Source organism: Streptomyces sp. NPDC002004 (assembly GCF_053593975.1).
Window position 1 is genome coordinate 21683 of record NZ_JBSFDP010000040.1, and the last position, 21612, is coordinate 43294.

Annotated in this window: 12 protein-coding genes; 6 read left to right on the forward strand and 6 right to left on the reverse strand. The window is 71.2% G+C overall.

Annotation, left to right across the window (positions count from 1 at the left end; all coding sequences use genetic code 11):
• Position 1: 1 nt before the first annotated feature.
• The 5 genes from ACWCP6_RS32960 to eccE form a co-directional block, all read right to left on the reverse strand.
• Complete coding sequence (locus ACWCP6_RS32960) at positions 2-1918, reverse strand: ABC transporter substrate-binding protein (RefSeq protein ID WP_450936285.1); 1917 nt, start codon at positions 1916-1918, stop codon at positions 2-4.
• Positions 1919-2460: 542 nt separating this feature from the next.
• Positions 2461-6120, reverse strand: coding sequence for an SCO5717 family growth-regulating ATPase (locus tag ACWCP6_RS32965; RefSeq protein WP_450936286.1), 3660 nt, complete (start codon positions 6118-6120; stop codon positions 2461-2463).
• 741 nt (positions 6121-6861) lie between these two features.
• Positions 6862-7203 (reverse strand): DUF397 domain-containing protein, encoded by a 342-nt coding sequence (locus tag ACWCP6_RS32970; RefSeq protein WP_450936287.1) that lies wholly within the window; start codon positions 7201-7203, stop codon positions 6862-6864.
• A 167-nt stretch (positions 7204-7370) separates the two neighbouring features.
• Positions 7371-8177 (reverse strand): hypothetical protein, encoded by an 807-nt coding sequence (locus ACWCP6_RS32975; RefSeq protein WP_450936288.1) that lies wholly within the window; start codon positions 8175-8177, stop codon positions 7371-7373.
• Complete coding sequence (gene eccE, locus ACWCP6_RS32980; protein ID WP_450936289.1) at positions 8177-9514, reverse strand: type VII secretion protein EccE; 1338 nt, start codon at positions 9512-9514, stop codon at positions 8177-8179. The genes ACWCP6_RS32975 and eccE overlap by 1 nt, the downstream gene beginning before the upstream one ends.
• 195 nt (positions 9515-9709) lie before the next feature.
• On the opposite strand from eccE, the gene eccB reads away from it, so the two are divergent.
• The 4 genes from eccB (at position 9710) to ACWCP6_RS33000 (ending at position 14002) form a co-directional block, all read left to right on the forward strand.
• Entirely contained in the window at positions 9710-11224 is a 1515-nt protein-coding gene (gene eccB / locus ACWCP6_RS32985) for a type VII secretion protein EccB (RefSeq protein WP_450936290.1), read from the forward strand.
• 15 nt (positions 11225-11239) lie between these two features.
• On the forward strand, positions 11240-12472 hold the full coding sequence (gene mycP / locus ACWCP6_RS32990; RefSeq protein ID WP_450936291.1) for a type VII secretion-associated serine protease mycosin: 1233 nt from the start codon (positions 11240-11242) through the stop codon (positions 12470-12472).
• Between the two features lie 831 nt (positions 12473-13303).
• Positions 13304-13642, forward strand: coding sequence for a WXG100 family type VII secretion target (locus ACWCP6_RS32995; RefSeq protein WP_450936292.1), 339 nt, complete (start codon positions 13304-13306; stop codon positions 13640-13642).
• Positions 13643-13702: 60 nt separating this feature from the next.
• Positions 13703-14002, forward strand: a complete 300-nt coding sequence (locus ACWCP6_RS33000) for a WXG100 family type VII secretion target (protein WP_450936293.1) — start codon at positions 13703-13705, stop codon at positions 14000-14002.
• Between the two features lie 134 nt (positions 14003-14136).
• Here the strand turns inward: ACWCP6_RS33000 and eccCa are convergent, their stop codons facing one another.
• Positions 14137-18111 (reverse strand): type VII secretion protein EccCa, encoded by a 3975-nt coding sequence (gene eccCa / locus ACWCP6_RS33005; RefSeq protein WP_450936294.1) that lies wholly within the window; start codon positions 18109-18111, stop codon positions 14137-14139.
• A 293-nt stretch (positions 18112-18404) separates the two neighbouring features.
• Between eccCa and eccD the strand changes: the two genes are divergently transcribed.
• Together eccD and ACWCP6_RS33015 are read left to right on the forward strand one after the other, a co-directional pair.
• Entirely contained in the window at positions 18405-19913 is a 1509-nt protein-coding gene (gene eccD, locus ACWCP6_RS33010) for a type VII secretion integral membrane protein EccD (protein WP_450936306.1), read from the forward strand.
• Between the two features lie 14 nt (positions 19914-19927).
• Entirely contained in the window at positions 19928-21394 is a 1467-nt protein-coding gene (locus tag ACWCP6_RS33015) for an outer membrane protein assembly factor BamB family protein (protein WP_450936295.1), read from the forward strand.
• Positions 21395-21612 lie beyond the last annotated feature (218 nt).

Below are 21612 nucleotides of genomic sequence, written 5' to 3' on the forward strand. Positions count from 1 at the left end.
CTCACTCACGTTCCTCGGCCGTGGCGCGGCGGCGCATCGCGAAGAACACCCCGGCGCCCGCCAGGACCACGACACCCGCAACGATGCCGATGATGACCCCCGTCGAGTTCGATCCGCCGGAGGACCCGCCGGAGTCCGCCGGGGTCGCCGACCACCAGCTCCAGTAGCCGTCCTGCCCGTAGATGTTGCCCGCGGCCTGCGGCATCGTCGTGATCGACTTGATCTGGTCGGTGCGGTAGGCCTCCACGGCATTCGGGTACGCCATGACGTTCATGTACCCCGTGTCGTACAGCCGGGACTCCATCTGCTTGACAAGGTCCGCACGTTTGGCCGGGTCGTACTCGGCCAGTTGCTTGCCGTAGAGCTCGTCGTACTTCTTGTCGCAGATGAAGTTGTCCGTCGCGCCGACGTCCTTCGGGGTGGCCGGGAGCGCCCCGCAGGTGTGGATGGACAGGACGAAGTCAGGATCGGGGTTGACCGACCAGCCGTCGAACGCCAGATCGTACTTGCCGGCCAGCCAGGGGTCGGTCACATTGTCGAGGCAGTTGACCTGCAGCCCGATGCCGAGCTTGCCCCACCACTCCTGGAGGTACTTGCCGACCGCCTTGTCGTTCGGGTCGGTGGCATGGCACAGGATGCGGAGGTTCAGCGGCTTGCCGTCCTTGCCGACCCGCTTGCCCGAGCCGTTCTTCCGGTAGCCCGCCTCGTCGAGCAGCTGCGCCGCCTTCTGCGGGTCGTACGACAGCTCCTGACCGGGGGACGGCTTCCAGAAGTACGTCGAGAAGCGCGGCGGGATATAGCCCTGGCCCTCGACGGCGTGTCCCTGGAACACCTTGTCGAGGATCGTCCTGCGGTCCACGGACATGAACAGGGCGTGCCGTACGCGCTCGTCGAGGACCGCCTTGTTCCCGTCGCCGAACGTGTCGCCGTTCTTCGCCCGGGCGCCCGGGTTGGTGGCCAGCGCGTAGAACCGGCGGCCGGGTGCGTCGTTCACCTTGATGTGCGGCGCGCCCTTGAGCGCGGCGGCCTGCGCGGGAGTGAGGCCCTGGACGAAGGAGACCTCGCCCTTCTGCAGGGCGGCGACGGCCGCGTCACCGTCCTTGTAGTACTTGAAGACCAGCTCGTCGAACTTCGGCGCACCACGCCAGAAGGTCGGGTTCGGCTTCATCCGTACGTAGCTGTCGGCCTTGTAGCCCGTCAGGATGAACGGCCCATTGCCGACGACCGGGAACTTCTTGTCGTTGGTGAACTTGGTGAAGTCACCGACGTTCTTCCACACGTGCTCGGGCACGACCGGCACGTCGAGGGCGGCCATGGTGGCCTGGGGCTTCTTCAGCCGGATGACCAGCTTGGTCGGGGACGGCGCGCTGACCTGCTTGAAGTTCGCGACGAAGCTGCCGTTCGCGGTGGCGGCACCCTCGTCGGTCATCATCTTGTTGAACGTCCAGGCCGCGTCCTCGGCCGTGGCTTGCTGCCCGTCGGACCACTTGGAGTTCGACCTGATGGTGTAGGTCCAGGTGAGCTTGTCCGGCGACGCCGTCCACTTGGTGGCCAGACCCGGGATCGCGTGGTTGTCCTTGGGGTCGTAGTTCGTCAGGTACTCGTACATCAGCCGGTGGATGGTCGTGCTCACCAGCCGGGTCGCGAGGAACGGACTCAGCGAGTCGACGCTCTGCGAGACGGCGACGGTGAGGGCCTTCCGGCCGTCGGCCGCCGCGGCTTCCCGGGGCGCCGGATTCAGCGGTGTCGCCAGGGCCGCGGTCAGGCCGAGCGCGGCGGTCGCCCCGGCGATCAGCCGGAGGGCGCCGCGCCGCGGGCGCCCTGCATCGGGCGCGGCGGACGGGGCGGGTACCGGCGCGTGGGGTACGGGGCCGGTGCGTGCTGCTCGTACTCCGCGGTGCTGCTCTTGTCTGTCCATGGATCGGTGACCTCGCGTCATCGCTCCGCGCAGGGAGGCGGGGAGCTGGGTGGAGGGCTGGGGGAAGTACCGGAAGAGCTGTCGGGGGAGCTGGGGAGAGCTGTGCGGAACTGCGCGGGGAGCTGTGGGAGAGCCGGGGGACAACTGCTGGGGACGCTGTGGGATGACGGTTCGTGGAGCTGTCGGACGGCCGGTCGAGAACGAATCGATCAAGGTGCGCCAGCTGGTTGATGTGAAGGTCTATCAGCGTCGATCCGCACACGTCAACGGCACATGAACCCCATGTGGCCTGCGGAAATAACGAGTTGATGGGGATTTCCCGCCCATTGGTCGAGACCACTGAAGCGGCGCTGGCCAGGGGATGGCGGCGATTTCGGGGTGTCGGCGGCGCGGAGCTTGTCGAGCACGCACGACGAGGGCCCGCACCGGGGTGGGTGCGGGCCCTGTGTCGTTCGGGTGACAGCCGTCGGTCGTGTCGGGTGACTGCTGTTCGGGTGAGTGCTGCTGTTGTGGCCGCTCTGCCGTGACCGCTGTTCGAGTGGTTACTGGGCCGGGGGTTGCGGCGGTTGCGGGGCGGCGGGCGCCGGGGGCACCTGCCAGTCCTGCGGCGGCGGGGGCTGCTGCCCGGGGACTTGGCCGGGCGTCTGTCCGGGGGTGGGCTGGCCGGGGATCTGGCCTTGGTACGGCTGGCCTTGGTGCGGTTGTGCGGGGGCCTGTCCGGGGTGCGGCTGTCCGGGGGCCTGTCCGGGGTGCGGTTGTGCGGGGGCCTGGCCCTGGTACGGCTGTCCGGGAGCCTGTCCCGGATAGGGCTGGCCCGGAGCGTGACCGGGATGCGGTTGTCCGGCAGGTATCTGCTGGCCGGGCTGGCCCGGGAACGGCTGGCCCGGGGCGGGCTGTCCGGGATAGGGCTGCTGACCGGCGCCGGGCTGCCCGGGACCCGGCTGGCCCGGCACGGGCTGTCCGGGCACGCCGGGGCCCGGCATCGGCGGGGCCAAGTGCGGCGGCGGGTTGCCGTCCGACGTCCAGAGCCCGTGAGCCTGCTGATGGCGTGTGAAGTCCTCCGCCACCATCGCCGCGAGGTTGAAGTACGCCTCGCGCACCTTCGGTCGCATCATGTCGAGGTCGACCTCGGCACCGGCGGCCAGATGCTCGTCGAACGGCACGACCACGACGCCGCGGCAGCGCGTCTCGAAGTGCGTGACGATGTCGTCCACCTTGATCATCTTTCCGGTCTCACGCACTCCGGAGATGACGGTGATGGACCGGGAGACCAGATCGGCGTACCCGTGCGCCGAGAGCCAGTCCAGCGTCGTACTGGCGCTGCTCGCACCGTCCACGGACGGCGTGGAGATGATGATCAGCTGGTCGGCGAGGTCGAGCACGCCGCGCATGGCGCTGTACAGCAGACCGGTGCCGGAGTCGGTGAGGATGACGGGGTACTGCTTGCCGAGCACGTCGATGGCGCGCCGGTAGTCCTCGTCGTTGAACGTCGTCGACACCGCGGGGTCGACGTCGTTGGCGATGATCTCCAGACCGGACGAGGCCTGCGAGGTGAACCGCCGGATGTCCATGTACGAGTTGAGGTACGGGATCGCCTGGACAAGGTCGCGGATGGTGGCCCCGGTCTCGCGGCGCACCCGGCGACCGAGCGTGCCTGCGTCCGGGTTGGCGTCGATCGCGAGGATCTTGTCCTGACGCTCGCTGGCGAGGGTGGACCCGAGCGCGGTCGTGGTGGTCGTCTTGCCGACGCCGCCCTTGAGGCTGATGACCGCGATCCGGTAGCAGGACAGGACGGGGGTGCGGATGAGCTCCAGCTTCCGCTGCCGCTCGGCCTCCTCCTTCTTGCCACCGATCTTGAACCGTGAGCCGCCGGCGGCCGGCCGGGTGCTCTTGGCCTTCTGCCGCCGGGTGTTCAGCAGCCGGTCGGAGGAGAGCTCCACGGCGGCGGTGTAACCCAGCGGGGCGGCACCCGGGTTCGTCGGCTGCCGGTGATCGTGCTGGACCGGCTGCGGCCAGGCGGCACCGGCGCGGGGGTCGACGGGGGCCTGCGGCTGCGCCGGAGCCTGCGGCTGTTCCTGGGCGGGGGGCTGTCCCTGGGGGAAGCCGTAGCCGCCGGGCTGTTCCTGGGCGGGGGGCTGTGCCTGCGGGAAGCCGTAGCCGCCGGGCTGTTCCTGTGCCGGGGGTGGCGTCGGGGTCTGCGGCTGTTCCTGGGTGGGGGGCTGTGCCTGGGGAAAGCCGTAGCCGCCGGGCTGGGCTGCCTGTGCGGGAGTCGGGGCCTTTCCCTGGGGCTGCGCCTGCGGGTCAGCCGGGGGCTGGGGCGCCGGGGGCTGTGCGTGGGGCGCGTGCGCGTCGGGGGCGACGCCCTGCGGAGGCAGGGGAACGCCGGCCTGCGGCTGACCGGGGACGGGCGGCTGTCCCTGGGGGAAGCCGTAGCCACCGGCGTACGCCTGACCCTGCGCCTGGGCGCCGGGCTGCGCCTGGTGGGGCTGCTGTCCCTGCGGCTGCGGCTGCGGCTGTCCCTGGGGCTGCGGCTGGCCCTGTGCCTGTGCCTGGGGCTGACCCGGGGCCGGCGGCTGCCCGGGTACGCCGGGAGCCTGCGGGAATCCGTAACCGCCCTGAGGCGCGGGTGCGCCCGGTGCGCCGGTCTGCGGCTGCGGGAATCCGTAGCCGTTCTGCGGTGCGGGTGCCTGCGGCGGGACCGGCGACTGGACCGGGGCGTTCGGCGGCGGCCAGGCGGCGGGCGGCGCCTGCGGCGGGACACCCGGAGCTCCCTGGGGTCCCGGAGTGCCCGGGGTACCCGGAGCTCCCTGGGGTCCCGCAGCTCCCTGGCCCTGCGCCGCGTCGGGCGCGGGTGTCGGTGCGGACCACTGCGCGGCGGGCACGGGGGCCTCCGGCTGGGCCGACGGCGCGGGAACGGCAGGCTGGAAGGCGGGCGGCAGGGGCGGCAGCCCACCCTGCGGAGCCGGCGGGGGAGCCCAGGCGGGAGCCGTGCCCGGTGCGTCACCCGCGGCACCGCCGGGAGCCGCGCCCTGCACCTGGTCGGCAGCGGAGCCCGGCACCGCGTCCTGCACCTGGTCCGCGGCGGAGCCCGGCACCGCGTCCTGTATGTCCTGAGCGGTGTCGGCGGCCATCGAGTCACCCGGAACGGCGTCCTGGACGTCATCGTCGCCGTCGACGCCCTCGGTGTCGGCGGCCTGGCCGGGCGCACCGTCGGCCGCGGCGGGCACCGAGTCGCCCAGGGCGTCGTCCGTGTCGTTCGCGTCGCCGCCGGGACCACCGGAACCACCGGAACCGGCGGCGCCATCGGCATCCGGGGCCCCGTCGCCGTCCGTCGCGTCTTCCGCGTCGGTCTCGGAGGCACCGTCGGACCCGTCGGCGTATATGCGCGCTTCCGCCCCGCCCTCCGCGGAACCACCCTCATCCGGGACGACCGTGTCCGAGCCGGAGCCCTGAACCGTGCCGTCCTCGGCGCCCGGCGCCCCGTCATCGACGGCCTCGGCCGTCCCGGCGGCGGACTCCGCACCCGTGTCGGTGGCCGAACCGTCGGCAGGGCCCTCGCCGGACCGGGCGCCGTCGTCGGCCGCGTCGGAGGTCACGGCATCGGCACCTGCGGCCGGACGCTGCGATTCCTCGGCCTCATCGCCTCCGGCGGCCTGTGCGGCCGCGGCGGCCCGCTCCTCGATCTCCCGCTTCAGGGCGACGGCGGAGAACCGCAGGGTCGCCCCGCTCTCGATGTCACCGCCGGCCCCGCTGCCGACGGAGGCGGCACCGCCGTCCGCCCCGGAGGACTCGGCGGACGCGCTGGGCGCAAGGGGTGCGCCGGACGTGGGCGGAGCAACGGGCGGCACGGGTCCGGTAGACGGAGCAGGCGCGGTGGGCGGGGCCCAGTTCGGCTCGAACCCACTGCCCTGGGGCGGCGTCGGCAGGCCCACGGGGCTGCCTGCGGGCGGCGGAGGAGGCACGGCCGCACCGGCCGCCGAACTCGGAGACCCGCCGGCAGCCGCCCCGGAAGCGGCCTCGCCGGAGGGAGCCGGAGCCGACGACGCGTCCTGCGAACTCCCCGACGCATTCTGCGTATACCAGGCAGGGGGTGCGTAATCGATGGTGAACTCGCCCGTCGTGTCGAAGGCGGACTCCGCGTCGGAGGGGTCGTCGCCGGGCGCCGCCCAGCCCTCGCGGATCCCGTCCCGATCGCTGCTCACAATTCCTCCTGGTGTGGTCGGGCCCTCATGCCGTGCCGGAGCCCCCGCTTCCGTCGTCCGAAGCAGGTGAAGCCCGAGTCCGTCCGAAGTCGTTCGTTGTTGTCCGAAGTCATCCGAATGCGCCGGGCTTTCCCCCTGGGACGCCCACCACCCGAACATGGGTTCTCGCGCCGCGTCCAACCCCAGCCTAGTAGTCACCGCCGTCACAACGGCAGGCCGCCCACCCCTGATGAATGCCGCATTCAGTACACGCTGGACGAAGGGACGCAGCACGACCTCGTCCGTCCCGGCCCGAGTTGCGCCACGGCTGAGGCACCGGACCTCCGGAGGCCATCACCGATCTGTCGCGTCATCACCCGAACTGCGTGCCCCGCCACAGGAGTTGACGAACACCGGGCCACGGCCACTCCGCCGGCTCTTCAGGCCGCCCGGAAGACACCACCATGGAACGGGCTCGCGCCCTCTTCTCGCGACGATCTCCGTACACGAGCCCCTCGCGTCTTCCGGCCGGGCGCTGTACGCGAGCCCCTCGCATCTCCCGGCGGCTGCTGTACACGAGCCCGTCGCACCCCAAGGATCCCGTCCTGGGCAGGCTCGGCATCGCGAGTGCCTTCTGGCGCCGACGCACGACGCACACAGGGGCGACGCACGGGCGAGGGGTGCCGCGCATGCCGGACGAGGCGCACGGGGGAGCGACGCGGCCCCTGTGCGGGCCGTCGCTCCACCCCGCTCGGCCGCGACCTACTCGGAGGCTTCCGCCGACAGCCCTCCGTTGTGCGGCGCCGGCTTCAGGTCGAACTCACCGTCCCGTGCGCCGAGTACGAACGCCCGCCACTCCGCCTCGGTGTACCGCAGCACGGTGTCGGGGTCGAGCGACGAGCGCATGGCCACCGCGCCCTGCGGCAGGTAGGCGATCTCGACCCGCTCCTCCTGGTCCTCCGTACCCGGAGCGCTCTGCCACGCGACGCCGGAGATGTCCAAGGCGTAGAGCTCGTTCTTCTCCCGCTCCTTGCGTGCCTGGACGTCTTCCTCCGGGGAAGCCGCGTCCGGCGTTTCCACATCGCTGCCCTGAGCCTCGGCCATGGTGAAACGGCCCCTTCCGGTGTACCAACGGCGTGCCAGGTCACCCTACTTGGTGGCCCCGGACCGGCACCGGAAAACAGTCGCTCACCCCTCGTACGAGGCCTGGTGCCGACACCCGGGCCGCCCCGAGCCCTTCCCGAAGCGCCTCAGAAGGCGACGGCGCCCCATCAGTCGATCCGTCGCGGCGTGCCCAGCAGGCCGATCTCGGCGTCCGTCGGCTGTGTCATCACATACTGCCGGTCCCGGTCGGCGGACCACAGGGTGACACCGTCCGCCAAGGTGGGGAGCGACTCGATGTCTCCCGTGGGCAGTGCCAGCGTGCGCCCGATCTCCTTGGCCTCGTCGGGCGAGACCCGCTGCACACCCACGAGCCGCGCCTGGCGTATCAGCCGGGGCGCGACCGGACTCAGGTAGGGAAGCAGAGTCACCACCGACTGCCAGGGCCCCGACACGACCCTGCCGCGCGGAGGCCGCATACCGCAGTCCCGCACCACGAGGACCGGGGTTCCCGCCGATGCTCCCTGCGGAGGGACCCGCCCCACCTCGTGCAGGGTCATCCCGGACTGCCCGCCGCCGACCGCCTGCACCATCTGCGACCAGGCCTGCGCCCGCCCCGTCTCCACCGCGACGCGCGCACCCGTCGCCGCCGCGCGGAGCGCCAGCACCTGGGCCGTCCACAGGCCGCCGATCAGCACGATGTCGTGCGGAGCGGGCCGGTGCAGTCCCAGCACGGCGGGCTGGCCCTCGGTGTCCACCCCTATGACCACCCCGTCGTCACCGATGGGCAGCGCGAGGGAGTCGAGGTGCTCCGCGTCGAGGGTGTGCCTTCCGTGGCGCGGGCCGAGCAGGCCGAAGCCGGACCGACGCCGCCCGCGCGGCCGGGGGGCCGAAGGGCCGGAGGCCGGGATGCCCTGCGCGCCGGGGTCCGGAGCGGGGGGCACGGGCGCGGTAGTGGAATAGGTGGGCGTGGCCATCAGCGGACCCCTCCGAGCGGCAGAGTGGCGAGAACGCCGGGTACCTGTTCGTGGTCGAGCCGGGCGAGCCCCGTGCCGGCCTGGCGTGCGGCCTGCTCCAAGGCCCGCCGTGCCGCCACGAGTTCGGCATCACTGCGACCGGTCACCCGCAGATGTCCGCAGACCGACGCACCGTGCTGCTCGCCGCGCCCCAGCGTGAGACTGAACGTCGTCACGAAGGCGGGCACGGCGGTGAGCTGCGCCACGAGCTGCGGCAGCGACGGTCCCCGTCCGCTGCCGATCTCGGGCCAGCGCCGTATCCAGTACGTGGTGTGCTTGCGGTTGTCGCACCGCCAGCTGCGGCTCGTCTCCTCGGTCCGCCACTTCCGCTGCTCGGCCCGCCCGGCCTGCGCCGTCACCAGCGGATTGGCGCACGCGGACGTCGCCACGGCCGACGTCAGCTCCTCCTCGCCGAGCAGGGTCGCCCGGTAACCGGCCCCTGCCAGTCGGCTCGCCAGCTGGTCGGCGGCGCGCACCACGCACTTCTGCGCCCCGAGCAGCCCGCCGCCGCGCGCCGCCACCGCCTCCGTGCACAGCTCCGGATCGAACTTCAGGGCGATCCAGGTGATACGGACGGCGGGCGTCCCCGTCTGCGCCTGCAGCGGTGCGTAGTTGCTGACCGCCACGGACTGCGGGGGAAGGTGCAGGGCGGGCGCCGGCTGCGTGTGCAGCACGATCTGCGCCGACTCCAGACGTACGTCGTCGACCTCGAGGGCGTCGCGGACGAGCCCCAGGGGCAGCGGCTGTCTGTTCCGCTCCGCGCGCAGCGCGGTCGGGTCCGCCTCGACGTGCAGAACGGCCGTGACGAACGTGCCGTCCCCGACCAGCCCGACGGGCCGGCGGTCACGGCCGCTGTAGGAGTAGGTCCGCAGCGAGGGGTCGCATTCCACCGCCGGAGCCAGTCCCGGCTCCGTACCCTCGGGCAGCTCCGCATCGGCACCGCGGTTCCTGCGGGCCCGCAGCGCCCTCACGGTGGCCAGCCAGTCGGGAAGCGAGCGCCCCCGCCGGCGTACGACGGCCAGCACGACCAGCAGCGCCGCCACGACACCGGCGGGTGCCATCGCGAGCGGGCCGACGGCCCAGCCCACCAGGAGCAGCGCGACGGCGATCTCCAGCAGGACCACGCGTTGCAGCCAGAACGACCCGAACTGTCCCGAACGCGAAGCGAGATGGATCGGACCCCGCGCCGGGGGGCGTGCGCCCGCAGCGGACGACTGCGCCGCGCCGCCGGGCGGGAGCGCCGAGGAGCTCCGTGACTGCGAGCGGTCACGCGGCCGGACCCGCGTTCCGGAAGCCATCACTGCATCCCCCCGTTTTGCTCACAACTCGCCGCCGCGACACGACCACACCAGGCCTTCAGGGCCCAAGTACCCTACCCGCGCCGCAAGTCCGGTCTCTTACCGGGCATAGTAGGGGCCGGTCCGGCAACGGAGGGCGGGGGACGCGGACCCCCGAGCGCCGTCCAGGCGAGGCACGGGGAGAAGCAGGCACACATGGCATCACGGCGGGACGACCTCAACGCCTACACCTTTGCAAAGCGGCGCACGCTGGCGGCCTTCATCCAGCCCTCCCCCACGGGCTCGGAGGAAGGGGCGCCGAAGCCGCTGCGCGCCGTCGTCCCCGGCGCCGTCGTCGGGGTGGTGATCCTGGCCGCGTTCGGAGCGTGGGGAATGTTCAAGCCGGCGGCTCCGCCCGGCTGGAACAAGCCCGGGGAAAACATCATCATCGCCAGCAAGTCCACGACGCGCTATGTCGTCCTCGACACCGACGGCAAACGCCAACTGCACCCCGTCCTCAACATGGCGTCGGCCAAGCTGATCCTGGACGCCGACAAGGGCCAGGTCATCAACGTGGACGAGTCCGTCCTCGACAGCGGTGTCATCCCGCACGGCGTCACCATCGGCATCCCGTACGCCCCCGACCGGCTTCCGAGCGCCGCCGAGGCGGGCTCGGAGAAGCGCTGGGCCGTGTGCGAGCGTCCCGGCGACGGCGGCCGTGCCATCCAGAAGGCGGCGTTCGTCTTCGCCCCGCGTGAGCGGAACAGGACCGAGGGCAAGCAGCGCCTGAGCGACGGTGAACTGCTGTACGTGGTCGGCCCGGACGGGACGCGCTATGTGGTCGACGCGCAGGGCACCCGGTACCGGATCCCGGACGACGAACTCCTGCTGCGCGCCGTCGTCGGCTCCGGCCGGGTGCCCGAGCGTGTCTCCCGGGACTGGCTGGACACGCTCCATCTGGGCGACCACATCGCCTTCCCGAAGATCCCCGGCACACCGGGCGCCGCCGCCAACGTGGCGGGCCTGCTCGACAAGGACGCCGACAAGGTCGGCATGGTCCTCAGGGCTCCCAACAACGACAAGGACCAGTACTACGTGGTGCTGCCGGGACGGGTGGCCCCGATCTCCGCGTTCGCCGCCCGACTGCTGCTCTACAGCAAGGACCTCGCCCTCCTCGGACAGGGCGGCCATCCACGTGACGTGAGCCCCGGAGCCATCAGCCCCGGCAAGGGCTTCGCCACGGAGCACACCTGGCCGGACGGCGAACCGAAGCCGGTCAACGACGCCTCGGCCTCCAGCGGCCGTGACACGGTGTGCAGCGTCCTGCGCCACGTCGACGGGCACGGACCCACCACGCTGAGCACCTGGGTGGGCACCGACTTCCCCGCGACGCTCCCCACGGGCTCGTCCAGCGCCTATGTGACACCCGGGTCGGGGCAGCTCTTCCGGCAGTTCAAGGGATCGGACACCAAGGCCGGCGGCGTCTTCCTCGTCACCGACACGGGGCTGCGCTACGCCATGCAGTCCAACAGCGACAGCGCCACGCACGACTCCGGCATCGGAACCTCCGCCAAGCAGCGCAAGGCCGCCCTCGACGAGACCCGGGCGGCGCAGACCCGCCTCGGCTACGCGGGCACCGACCCCGCGCCGATCCCCGCCGAATGGTCCGTGTTCCTGCCCATGGGCCCGCGCCTGTCGACAACGGCAGCACGTCAGCCGCAGGGCTCGTAGGCAGGGGGAGCGGCGATGCAGAAGCCGAACGCATGCGCACGGCTGCCCAGGAGGGCCCTCGCCGCCGCGTCGGCGCTGGCGGCCCTCATGACGACGGCACTCACCGCGGCGCCTCCCGCGGCGGCCGACCCGGGCCAGTGCACGTTCCCTTCCAAGAAGTACCCGGGCCGCCCCTGGGCGCTGCAGCGTGTCCTCCTGGACGAACTCTGGCGCCAGTCCACCGGCAAGGGGGTCGAGGTCGCGGTGATCGACACCGGCGTCGACGTCAAGAACCCCCAACTCGCCCACGCGGTGGATGCGGCCAAGGGGGCCAACTACCTCCCCGCAAAGGTCGACGGGAAGTCGACGGACCGAGGCAACCCGCACGGCACCACCGACTCCGTGGGTCACGGCACACGCGTCGCGGGGATCATCGCGGCCCGCCCCGCGCCGGGCACGGGCTTCGTGGGCTTGGCTCCCGGCGCCACGATCATCCCCGTCAAGCAGAACGACGCCGAGGGCCACGGCACGGACCTGACGCTCGCCGAGGCCATCCAGCACGCCATCGACGTCCGCGCCGACGTCATCAACATCTCCCAGGACACCGCGAAGGAGGTGAAGCCCACCCCCGCGCTCCAGGAAGCGGTGAACAAGGCGTTGGGGAGGGGCATCGTGGTGGTGGCATCGGCGGGCAACGACGGTCTGGGCGGCACGGTCAGGAAGACGTACCCCGCCTCGTATCCCGGGGTCCTCGCAGTGGCGGCTTCGGACCGCAACAACGAACGCGCCGCCTTCTCCCAGTCCGGGGAGTTCGTGGGCGTGGCCGCTCCGGGTGTCGACATGATCTCCACGGTCCCGGGCGGCGGCCACTGCTCCGACAACGGCACCAGCTTCTCCGCACCGTACGTCGCCGGGGTCGCGGCCCTCGTCAAGGCCAAGCACCCGCGCTGGACCCCGCGGGAAATCGTCGCCCAGATCGAGCAGACCGCGGAGCGCTCCATCCCCGACCGCGACCCTCTGGTCGGCTGGGGCGTGGTGGACCCCGTCCGGGCGCTCACCGAGGACGATCGGCCGGTGGAGTCCCCTGCCCCGCAGGGGAACGTCCGCGCCCGGGCACCCGAAGCGGCACCCTTCCACTTCGGCGAGACCCCCGAGGAACGCACGACCCGGCTGGCCACGTACGTGCTCGTCGGCACGGCGGTCGTGGTGGCGGCACTCGCCGGGGTGGCCGTGGCCTGCCGGGACGCCCGGAAACGGCGCGCGGCCTGACGAAGGGACGTCCCGCGGCCGTCGGCACCTCGGACGCGTCTCCCCCTTCCGTACCAAGCACGTCACAACCCCCAACAACGCCGCAGGGGACTCGAATTCGGCGGCAGGATCTACGTCGACGCCCATCGTCGACCCGGTAGGCGCGAGCTGAAAGGTCGACCGCACATGCTGAACGGGAGCGCAGACTGCGGAACAGGCATGTCCTTCGCAGCAGCCATGCTGCAACGACCGGTGTCATGTCGCGGTCGTCGTGTGTCCTGACGGCAACCTCCTACGGTGACTGAGTAGTTGTACCCATGCCGCGGGACAAGGACGTCGGTAAGGTCCGGGGGTCACGGGCAAGCTCTCGATGCGTGAGGGGCCGGCGTTCCTCACGACGACAACGGGCTTGACCGGTAACCGGGTTGGAGAGGTCATAGGACGTTACTAGAGTGGTTGCGTTGCGAAGGTGGCGTTTGCGCGTCGTCCCACCTGCGTGGGACGAACAAACGGGGGAGGGGGCATCGTGCTTCCTGCGAAGACGGCCGGCTGTCGGGGCATTGAAGCGTGTCCGGCTCCCGCGCTGCCTGCACACAGCCCTCGATCGGGTACGACCGTCGACGCGGGCTGTGACACGTCCGGGTTGCCCGACCTTCCTCACCGGCGGAACCAAGCCCTCGGTCTTCCCACGCAATGCGAAATCGCGGGACGTTACCGAAACTCTGCCGACAGAACAGCGGATGGCCGCCGCCCTCGGCGCTGTATCCGCCCCGCCACACCGATCGTCACCTCATCACTCGATGAGGTGCGGGCCATCGGCCGTACCCACATCTCAGGAAGGGAAGCTTCACCATGGCGCAGGGCCAGAAGCTGGTCGACCAGCATGTAATCGATCTCGAAAAGGAGATCCTGAGCAAGTTCGACGACGTCAAGACGATGGTCCATGGCCTCCAGGGGGAGATCGACGCCCTCGAAGGCAATTGGCAGGGTATCGGCGCCAACGCCTTCAACCAGAAGCAGTACGAGATCAACACGTCGCTGGCGCGCATGGGCAACATCCTCTCCACGTTCCTCGACGCCCTGAACAAGACGCGTGGCATCAAGGACGCGACCGAGGACCAGATTCGCAGTTCGGCCCAGAAGATCGATGTCTATGACGGTGCCCCCAAGTCGACCATCGCGAGCTTCTGAGAACGCGCACTCCTGCGCTGACGGCAGTCGACCCCACGAGACCGAGGAACAGACTTAATCATGGGTATCAACGGCGATGGTCTTCTCGTCAACTATGACCCCCTGGACACGGCGGCCACGAACATCGGTAACCATGCCCGGAACCTCGAGACCGCCCTTGACGAGATCAAGAGGAAGGTCGCCGAGGTGAACCAGTACTGGGAAGGCGACTCCCACAGCGCCTACCAGACGGCCCAGGCCAACTGGGACAAGGAAGCCAGGGACATCCACCAGGCACTGGTGGCCATCGGACACCTGATTCACCAGGCAGGCGGTGACTACAGGGGTGGCGACAAGAAGGCGGCCGGCTACTTCCTGTGAGTCGACCGGCTCGCCATGACGAACGGGGTGGACACGCAGCATGCGTGTCCACCCCGTTCGTCACGTGCGTACCGCTTGTTCCGAGGCGGCGGCTGAGGTTGCGGAGCGGCAGCTGCGGCCGGGCCGCGACGGCGTCAACGCTCCCCGTTCACCAGGCCTGTCTGCACCATGGGCTTTCCGCTCCTCCGTGACACGAAGATGCCCCGGCCTGTCGGCATCGGCCGCGGCCTGACGCCGCCCAGCAGGTCCCCCTCGCCGGGATCGCCCGCCAGCACGACACCCTGGGCACCCAGTTCCTTCATGCGCTGCAGGAACGGCTCGTAGGAGGCCCGGCTCGCACCCGCCGTCGAGCGCGCGATGATGAAGCGCACGCCCACGTCGCGGGCGAACGGCAACAGTTCCGTCAGATCCGCCAGCGGGTTGCCACTGGACGTCGACACGAGATCGAAGTCGTCCACGACCACGTACACCGAGGGCCCCGACCACCAGCTCCGCTCCCGCAGCTGCTGTGCCGTCACGTCGGCCGTCGGCGACCGGCGCTGCATCAGGTCTGCGAGGGCCTCCACGTGGTGGCCCATGGCGTTGGACATCGGGACGTACTCCGCCAGATGCGAGGGCGGGGTCACGTCCAGCAGGGCGCGGCGGTTGTCGATGACGAAGAACTTGCAGGAATCGCCGTCGTACCGCTGCGACAGCTGCTTGATCAGCAGGCGCAGCAGGTTCGACTTGCCCGACTCGCTCTCGCCGAAGACGAGGAAGAACGGGTCCTGGTCGAAGTCGACGTGGACCGGTTCGAGGTTGTCCTCGTCGAGGGCGAACGCGATACCCCGCTCCGGGAAGCGGTCGCCCGGCGGCAGCTGCTCGGCCGGGAACGAGCGGGGAAGCAGCCGGACCTCCGGAGCTCCCGGGGCCGTCCAGTGCCGGGTTACCTCCGCGGCCAGTGCCTGGGTGGCCTCGGCGAGATCCGTGTCCGAGGACAGACCGTCGATCCGCGGAACCGCCGCCATGAAGTGCTGCTTCTGCGGGGAGAGACCACGGCCCGGGACGCCGCTTGGCACGTTCACGGCCACCTTGCGGTCGATCTCGGAGTCCATGGTGTCACCGAGCCGCAGCTCCAGGCGGTTCATGAGGTGGTCCTTCATGTTCGCCCGGACCTCCATGGAGCGGGAGGCGGTCAGCACCAGGTGGATGCCGTAACCGAGGCCCCGCGCCGCGATGTCCAGGACCACCGGCTCCAGACCCTCGTAGTCCGAGCGGAAGTTGCCCCACCCGTCGATGATCAGGAAGACGTCGCCCCAGGGCTGGTCCGTGACCGGGATGTCACCGCGTGCCCGGCGCGCACGGAAGTCGGCGACCGAGGCGATCCCGGTGGACCGGAAGTACTCCTCGCGTCGCGTCAGCACGCCGTACACCTCGGCGACCGTGCGCCGCACCCGCTCCGGATCCAGACGCGAGGCCACCCCGCCGACGTGCGGCAGGCCGGACACGGCCGCCATACCGCCACCACCGAAGTCGAGCCCGTAGAACTGGACCTCGTGCGGGGTGTGCGTCAACGCGAACGACGCGATCAGCGAGCGCAGAAGAGTGGACTTGCCGGACTGCGGACCGCCGACGATCTGCATATGGCCCGCCGCACCCGAGAAGTCGACCCACAGCGGGTCGCGGCGCTGCTCGTACGGCTTGTCGACCAGGCCGAGCGGGACGACCAGGCGTCCCGCGCCCCCGTAGCCCGGCTGGGTGAGCCCGCGGCCCTGCACGGCGCTCAGCCCCGGCAGCAGCGAGTCGAGCGACGGCGGGCTGTCCAGCGGCGGCAGCCACACCTGGTGGGCCGCCGGACCCTGCGCCTCCAGACGGCGCACGATGACGTCGAGGACCGTGTCGGCCAGCGCATCGTCCTTGCGCGGCTCCGTCTCCTCCCGACGCTGCTCCGGCACGGGCACGTACCGCACGGGCACCTCTGCCGCCGTGAACAGCACCGGACGCCGGTCCACCGGCAGCGGGCCGCCGAGCGCGGCGGCCGCCTGAGCCGAACCGGTGCGGTACACCCCGGAGACGTACGCCGCCTTGAAACGCACCATCTCGTCCGTGCCGAACTTCAGGAAGCCGGACCCGGGGACGTTCGGCAGTTCGTAGGCGTCGGGGACGCCCAGCGCCGCACGCGACTCCGCGGCCGAGAAGGTGCGCAGACCGATGCGGTACGAGAGGTACGTCTCCAGACCGCGCAGCCGGCCCTCCTCCAGACGCTGCGAAGCGAGCAGCAGGTGCACGCCCAGCGAACGGCCGATGCGGCCGATCTGCACGAACATCTCGATGAAATCGGGCTTCGCGGTCAGCAGCTCGCTGAACTCGTCGATGACGAGGACCAGCGACGGGATCGGCTGGAGCGGGGCGCCTGCCGCGCGTGCCTTTTCGTAGTCGTGGATGTTGGCGTAGTTGCCGGCGTCGCGCAGCATCTCCTGACGGCGGTTGAGCTCGCCTCGGATCGAGTCCCCCATGCGGTCGACCAGCGTCAGGTCGTCGGCCAGGTTGGTGATGACCGCCGCCACGTGCGGCATCTGCGCCATGCCGGCGAAGGTGGCGCCGCCCTTGAAGTCCGCGAGGACGAAGTTCAGCGTCTCGGAGGAGTGCGTGACCGCGAGACCGAGTACCAAGGTGCGCAGCAGCTCCGACTTTCCGGAACCGGTGGCGCCCACGCACAGTCCGTGCGGGCCCATGCCCTCCTGCGCGGCCTCCTTGAGGTCCAGCATCACCGGGCTGCCGTCCTCGCCGACCCCGATCGGTACCCGCAGCCGCTCGGACTGCGAGCGGGGGCGCCAGGTCCGCTTGGGGTCCACCGACGCGGCATCGCCCAGGTTCAGCAGATCGGTGAACTCCAGGTTGGCGAGCAGCGGTTCGTCGTCGTCGCCGCCCGCGGCCATCCGCAGCGGCGCCAGCTGCCGGGCCAGCGCCTCGGCGGCCTCGTACGACAGCAGGTCGGGAGTGCCCTCGTACACCAGGCCGTGCGCCGACTCCAGGCGCAGCGACATCGGCTTGACGACGATGAACAGATCGCCGCGCCCGCCGGCCGGTTCGCCGGGTACGACCTCGACGACCGTCACGCCCTGAAGTCCCTCGGGGCTCGCGAGCAGCGACGCCGGGGTCAGCGAGAGGCCGTCCAGGACGACGACGATGTGCGGCTCCTCCGGGAGCGGTGCGGAGCCCGGCTGGAAGCGCGGGCGGCCCGACAACCGGTCGGCGAGCAGGTCTTCGAGCTCCATCGGACTGCTCGTGATGAGGCGCCTGCTGCCCGCGCCGTCCACCGCTCCCGCAGCCTGGCAGTGCGGCAGCCACTTGGCCCACTCCCATTCCGCGGCCGCGGTGCGCCCCGCCGCGACCGCGATCACCAGGTCCTCGGGGGAGTGGAGGGAGGCGAGCGAGGCCGTCAGCGCACGGGCCGTGCTGCGGACCGAGGCCGGCTCCCCGCTCACCGTCACGTGGTAGAACGCCCGCAGGGACACCGCCATCGGCAGGTCGTCCACGGTGGAGTGCGTCGCGATGAACCGCTGCATCGCGCCCGCGGTGAGCGGCTCCAGCTGGTCCACCGGAGCGGTCTGCGGGGGCACCAGGGATGTGGCGAGGCCCTGCGGCCCGAGCCCTACCCGCACCTGTCCGAAGTCCTCGTCGCCCGACCGGCGCTCCCACACCCGGCTGCCCTCCGCCACCAGCGCCCACAGCTGCTCGGGCGAGGGATGGAGGTAGTACTGGGCGTCGCGCTGCGAGCGCGCGGTGTCCATGGCGGCGTGCCGCGTCTGCGACAGGTAGCGCAGGTAGTCGCGCCGCATGTCCGCCATCTGCCCCTGCGAGCCGCGGCGGTAGCGCACGATCATCGCGATGGACATGGCCACCGTGGAGGCGACCATCACCATGCCCATGACCTTCATAAACGGCTGCGAATTCGGCATGAAGAAGAAGACCACGGAGCCGCCCATGCCGAGCATCGGCAGGAGCTGCATCAGGGCGCCCTCCTGCTGCCCGCGCGGCAGTTCGGGCGGAGGCTCCAGAACGACTTCCTCCGTGGGCACTTCGGATGGCAGGGCCCGAGGCGGGCGCTTCACAATGATTTGGCTCACTACTCACCAATTCCCATGCCGGACCGCAGTGTTCTGTCCGCCTCCCCGTCCCGGACGGACGCCGACCGCGCCGTGATCCTACTGACATACGAGATCGCCGGGTGGCGGTAGGGTGCCGCTGCACGCGTAAGCACCCGCGAACACAGCGAAGAGAACCAGCCTTTCGAGGCATCCGGCGCCCCTGGACGTCCGTGCCTTGCAGCCGACCGATGCCCCTGCGCCGGCCGGCCCGGCTGCCCGGGACACCACATGACGCCGACACGGACGAGAACGAGGGGGAACAGCAGGTGAGCATGACGGCCTCCGCGACGACCGCGGGATCCGGTCGACCGGGTGCGGGACCCCCGTCCGGGACCGCACCGGGGGGCCTCGGCTTCTGCCGGGTCACCATCGTCGCGCCCGACAGCCGGATCGACGTGGCGCTGCCCGACGACATCCCGGTCGCCGACATCTATCCCGAAATCCTGCGCCTCTCCCGGCAAAGCCCCGCCGAGGGCGCCCCGGTCGGGTACCACCTGGTGCGCCGCGACGGCACGGTCCTCGACGGCGCCCGGTCCTTCGCCGCCCAGCGCATCCTCGACGGTGAGCTGCTGACGCTGCGTCCGTTCTCCGACTCACTCCCGCCCGCCGTCTTCGACGACGTGTCCGAGGCGGTCGCAGCCGCGGTGACCCGCGACCGCAGCATGTGGAGCGGAGACCTCACGCGCGGCGCCGGTCTGATCGGCGGCGGTGTGCTGCTCGCCCTCCTCGCCTTCGTCGCCCGGAGCTCGGACCCGCGGCACGACATGCACGGCCTGCCGGGCGTCCTCGCCGGCGTCACCGGTCTGCTCCTGGTCATCCTCGGCGCGGTGCGCGCCCGTATCTACGACGACCGCGCATCGGCCGTCGCACTCGGCCTGGGCGCGCTCCCGAACGTCGCCGTCGCCGGGTCCGGACTGCTGCCCCTGTCCGGGCACGACGGGGTCGGCAGGCTCCAGTTCCTGCTCGCCTGCACCGCCGTGCTGATCGCGTCGGTGGTCCTCACCATCGTGTCGCCCCGCGGTGACGGGCCGTTCGTCGCGTTCGTCCTCGCCTCGGCCATCGGTCTGGTCACCACGTTCGCGGCGATTCTCACCGAGCTGAAGCCGGTGGAGACGGCGGCGATGTGCGCCCCGCTCGCCGTCGGCGCCCTCGCCTTCCTGCCCTCCCTGTCCATGCGCTTCGCCCGACTGCCCATCGGTTTCGAAGCGCCGCACGCCTCGCGCGGTGAGCTGGGTGCCGAGCCCTCCTCCCAGGAGCCGGTCGATGCCGAGCGCGTAGCCGCTCAGGCCCGCCGCGGACACGAGCTGCTCGTCGGCCTGGTGGGCGGCTGCGCCCTGGTGACCGTCGCGGCCTCGGCCGTCCTGGGCTTCTCGGACAACCTGTGGGGCCGGCTGCTCGCCCTCGCGACCGGCATCGCCATGGTCATGCGTGCCCATCTCTTCCGGTACACCGCCCAGGTCGCTCCCGTCCTGGCCGCCGGCCTCGGCTCCCTCGTCCTGCTGGGCCTCGGGCTGGCGCTCCACCCGCCGCAGTCGCTGATGCGCGACGCGCTGGCCGGGGACGGCACGGCCCTCGAGATCCGCACGATCTGGCTCGTCGCGGCGATCGCCGCGGCGGCCGCGCTGGTCACCGCGCTCGGCCTGATCGTCCCGCGCCGGGGCCTGACCCCCTTCTGGGGACGCTTCACGGAGATCGCCGAGGGCTTCGTCCTGCTCACGCTGGTGCCACTGACCCTCGCGGTCTTCAACGTGTACGAGGCCGCCCGGGCCATGACGAGCTGAGGAATGACGAGAGCATGAGTTTCGGACCACCGCCGTCGCCGTTCACGCAGTCCAGGCTGGAGGACGACGGCCGCCGCAAGCGTCGCAGGCTCTGGGTCCTGTCGGTCTCCGGGGCGGTCTTCGTGCTGCTCGGGGCGCTCTGCGCAGGGGTCTGGGGCCTCCAGGGCGGGGGCGCCGCGAAGACGCCGGACCAAACGCGTGTCCGGCAGCACCCGGACGACGTCAGGGAAACGGTCGACAAGGCGCCCCGCAGTCCCGAGGGCGAAAGGCTCATGGAGTGGGACGAGGACGACCTCAAGCCGACCGAGACCCGAAACGCCCCGGCCACGTGGGTGACGGACAAGGTCATCGCGCGGGGCATGGGCCACGGCATTCTCAGCGGCGTCACCATCAAGTCCGGCGAAACCGCGTGGAAGGACCAGCTCGACGGCGTCATCTGCGCGACGACGCAGCATGTCACCGTCGACGGCCGCACGGCCGTGGTCACCACGTCCCGGATGCCCCAGGGCGGAGCTCCCCTCAGCGGCTGCAACCACCTCATCTTCCTCGACGTCGACACGGGTCGGAAGCTGTGGCAGACGACCCTGCCCCAGGCGGACTCCGCGTCCGTGCTGACCACGAACGTGACCATGACGCGGGGCACGGTGGCCGTGGGCTGGGGCGAGGGATCCGCCGCATACCGCATGGACGACGGCAAGGAGCTCTGGAAGAGCTCGGGTACCTCGGCGTGCCGGGACAGGGGCTTCGCCGGAGGCCGCAGCCTCCTCGCGCTGGTCAGCTGCGGCGAGATCGGCGACTCGACCCTCGAGGTCCAGAAGATCGACCCGAAGACCGGGAAGCCCGCGTGGTCCTACAAGCTCGCCCACGGCGTGAAAAGCGTGTTCCTGCCGTCCTCGGACCCTCCCGTGATCGCCGTCGAGGCGGGCGACGCCGAGGTGACCGACCTGATCACGCTCGACGCCAAGGGCGGACACCGCGCCACGATCTCCTTGGGGGGACACTACGACCCCATGTGCTCCCAGGGGGGTTACGGCACGATCGACCGCTGTGACGCGCTCGTCGTGGGGCGCGATCAGGTCTTCGTCGCCAGCAAGGACCAGCCCGACATCCGCCAGCCGAGCAACTGGATCGTGTCGTTCGATCTCGCGACGGGAAAGACCGTGCGCAAGTTCGACGGGAGGCCCGGGGAATCGATCTATCCCGTGCGGATGAACGGCGACAAGCTCCTGGCGTACCGTCCGAACTCCGTCATGGTCGGTCTCGCCGCCGTCGTGAGCCTCGACCCCCGCACCGGGAAGCAGGCACCCTTCCTGCTCTTCGGGCTCGACGACCACGAGGGCACCGAAACGAGCGACCCGTCGATGACCGACGTCATCGTCCATCGCGGCGCGGTTTTCCTCGCACCCAGACAACTGAGCGAGGACAGTCCCGGCAAGCACAAGTACGCTCTCGTCGCCGTCGGCATCAAATCCGTCGGCTGAGGGCCGAAGGCCGGCGCACTCGCTCGCACCGGGGCATCGCGGACGAGCGAGGGGGCGGCCCCGCCCCGTCGGGCCCCCTCCCTCCAGGCTGGTACCCTGTGTGACGGCCGTTCGTGTACGCACCCCCGGACCCCGCTCACGGCGCTCCCCCCGAGGAGCCGCCCAGGGATCTGGAGGCCGCGCCCAGCGGATCCCTGCCTCCCGAGTCACGGAAGCTC